This window comes from Falsiroseomonas oryziterrae (assembly GCF_021864505.1).
GTDB classification, from domain to species: domain Bacteria; phylum Pseudomonadota; class Alphaproteobacteria; order Acetobacterales; family Acetobacteraceae; genus Falsiroseomonas; species Falsiroseomonas oryziterrae.
In genome coordinates this window covers 1-2,424 of the sequence record NZ_JAKJIB010000463.1, presented here as the reverse complement: position 1 = coordinate 2,424, position 2,424 = coordinate 1, and the positions used below count along the sequence as shown (strand labels likewise).

General features: G+C 72.9%; 3 protein-coding genes. All 3 read left to right on the top strand.

What is annotated here, in order from left to right; genetic code table 11:
• Positions 1 to 230 precede the first annotated feature (230 nt).
• Positions 231 to 845, top strand: a complete 615-nt coding sequence (locus L2I40_RS21930; protein ID WP_237217394.1) for a TetR/AcrR family transcriptional regulator — start codon at positions 231 to 233, stop codon at positions 843 to 845.
• A 77-nt stretch (positions 846 to 922) separates the two neighbouring features.
• The gene (locus L2I40_RS21925; RefSeq protein ID WP_237217393.1) at positions 923 to 1,435 is read left to right on the top strand and encodes a DUF2852 domain-containing protein; all 513 of its coding nucleotides are present in this window, start codon (positions 923 to 925) and stop codon (positions 1,433 to 1,435) included.
• A gap of 106 nt (positions 1,436 to 1,541) precedes the next feature.
• Positions 1,542 to 2,424 (top strand): FkbM family methyltransferase (locus tag L2I40_RS21920; RefSeq protein WP_237217392.1); only part of this gene is annotated, 883 nt, incomplete at its 3' end.

Genomic DNA, 2,424 nt, shown 5'->3' with positions numbered 1-2,424 from the left:
CGCCGGCCAATGTCGCGCGCATGGCGGCCGAGTGGCGGGAGCGGCTGGCATGACGCGCCTCGCCACGCTGGCCGCCGTCGCGCTGCTGCTGGCCGCCTGCGGCCGCGCCGGCGACATCCGCCCGCCCGGCCCGCCGGAGCAGGTGACCTTCCCGCGCAGCTACCCGAGCCGCTGAGGGCCGGGGCAGTCGAAGGTCGCCGTCGGGGCGGATCCGGGGTAGACCTGTCGCGATGTCACGCTGGCACACATCGGGCCGCCCCTTCGACTTCTGCCACCGGCGCGGCTACCACCACGGCAACCTGCGCGAGGCGCTGGTCGAGGCCGCGCGCCAGCTGACGGCCGAGTGCGGCCCGCACGGCTTCACCTTGAGCGAGGCGGCGCGGCTGGCCGGTGTCTCGCCCTCCGCGCCCTATCGCCACTTCAAGGACCGCGACGCGCTGATGGCCGAGCTTTGCAGCCGCGGCTTCGCGGCCTTCGGCGCGCGGCTGCGCGAGGCCACGATCGGCCGCGGCGTGCGCGAGGGCTTGGCAGCCATGGGCCGCGCCTATCTCGCCTTTGCGCGGGAGGAGCCCGGCCTCTACGGCGCGATGTTCGCCTGGCGCGACCCGACGCCACCGGAGGGGGGCGCGTCGGGCCCCTTCGCCGGGCTCGTCGAGGCGATCGCCCGCACCCTGCCGGAGGGCGCGGACCCCCAGAAGGCGCGGCTGCTCGCGCTCGAGGTCTGGGCGATCTCGCACGGGCTCGCCGGGCTCGAGCGCGCCGGCATGCCGCCGCCCGGCGCCGGCGCGCCGGCGCCGGAACAGGTGCTGGAGGACGCGGTCGGGCGGCTGCTCCGCGCAACGTAATGTAAATGCCTTTGACATCGCGGGCGCCGAGTTCTTATGTGAATGTGTGAAACATCGACATCGGAGAAGGTGACCGCATGTCCGCCGCTGCCCCCGCGCTGCCCGCCGACCTTCCACCCGGCCTCGCCCGACGATGGGAGCGCCACCAGCGCCGCCAGATGCGGCGCGAGGCGCGGCAGGCCTACTGGGCCGCCCGCGGCGGCCATCCGCTCCGCGGCTGGCGGCTGCCCGCCATGATCCTCGGCTTCATCGCCTGGTGGCCGATCGGCCTCGCCCTGCTCGCCTTCTTCTTCTGGAGACCCGCCATGTCCTGCAATTCCGCCCCTTGGTCCGCGCCCTGGTCCGCCGGCTGGATGACCCCCTGGAAGGACCGCATGCGCGACGCCGCGCAGCGTGCGACGGGTCCGGTCCCGACCGGGAACGCCGCCTTCGACGAGTACCGCGAGGGCGTGCTGAAGCGTCTGGAGGAGGAGCGCCGGCAGCTCGACGCCCAGCAGGCCGAGTTCGCCGAGTTCCTGAAGCAGCTTCGCCGCGCCAAGGATCAGGAGGAGTTCGATCGCTTCATGGAAGGCCGCCGACCGCAGGCCTGACGGCTCCCGGTGCATGGCGGCGACGGCGCGGGCGCTTGATCCCCGCCATCCGCACCGGCAACAACGCCTCCGGCGCCCGCGATGGGCGCCGGAGCGCGGAGCCGAGATGAAGTCCCTTCTCATGAATGACCGGCAGCGCCTCTGGTACGGGGCGCTGTCGCGCGGCGAGGCGGAGCTGCACACCTCGCAGTTCGGCGAGGACGTCGTGATCAACACGCGGCTGCGGAAGCAGCTTGGCGGCTTCTACGTCGACATCGGCGCCTTTCACCCCTTCTCCCTGTCGAACACGGCGCTGCTGCATTACGAGCGGGGTTGGCGCGGCCTGAACGTCGATCTCGACGAGCGCGCCATCCGCCTCTTCGAGCAGGCGCGGCCCGGCGACATCAACCTCTGCTGTGCCGTCGGGCGCGAGGAGGGCGAGATGGAGGCGATGACTTTCGACAATGCCACCTTCAACACGCTCGATCCGGCGCGGCAGCTCCGCTTCGCCGACAAGCTCGAGGGCGCGACGCGCCGCATTGTCCGGGTTCGCACACTCGCCTCGCTGCTCGCCGAGCACGTGCCGCCGGACGCGACCTTCGATTTCCTCAACGTGGACGTCGAGGGCCTGGATCACGACGTGCTGGCCGGCAACGACTGGACGCGGTGGCGGCCGCGCGTGATCGCCGTCGAGACGCATGGCTTCGATCCCGGCAAGCCCGGCGAGAACGCCGTGTTCCGGCTGCTGACCGGACAGGGCTACCGGCTGCAGTCGCATGTCTTCGTCACCTCGATCTACACACGCTGGGGACTGCGCGCCGGCGCCTCGACGCAGCCTCGGGGATCTGCCGGGCGCCGCGCTGGCCGCGGCGCCACCGGCCGCGGATGCGCGCATCGAGCAGCGCGGCGGCCTGCCGCAGCTTCGCGCCGCCTGGGACCCCGGCGACCTGGAGCGCCTCGCGGCCTCTGGCGTGCCGCGCAAGCCGCTGATCCGTGTCGATCAGGGCCCG

Bases quoted from the DNA above. Each gene is read 5' to 3' on its own strand.
- L2I40_RS21925 (WP_237217393.1), top strand. From the start codon at position 923: ATGTCCGCCGCTGCCCCCGCGCTGCCCGCCGACCTTCCACCCGGCCTC.
- L2I40_RS21930 (WP_237217394.1), top strand. From the start codon at position 231: ATGTCACGCTGGCACACATCGGGCCGCCCCTTCGACTTCTGCCACCGG.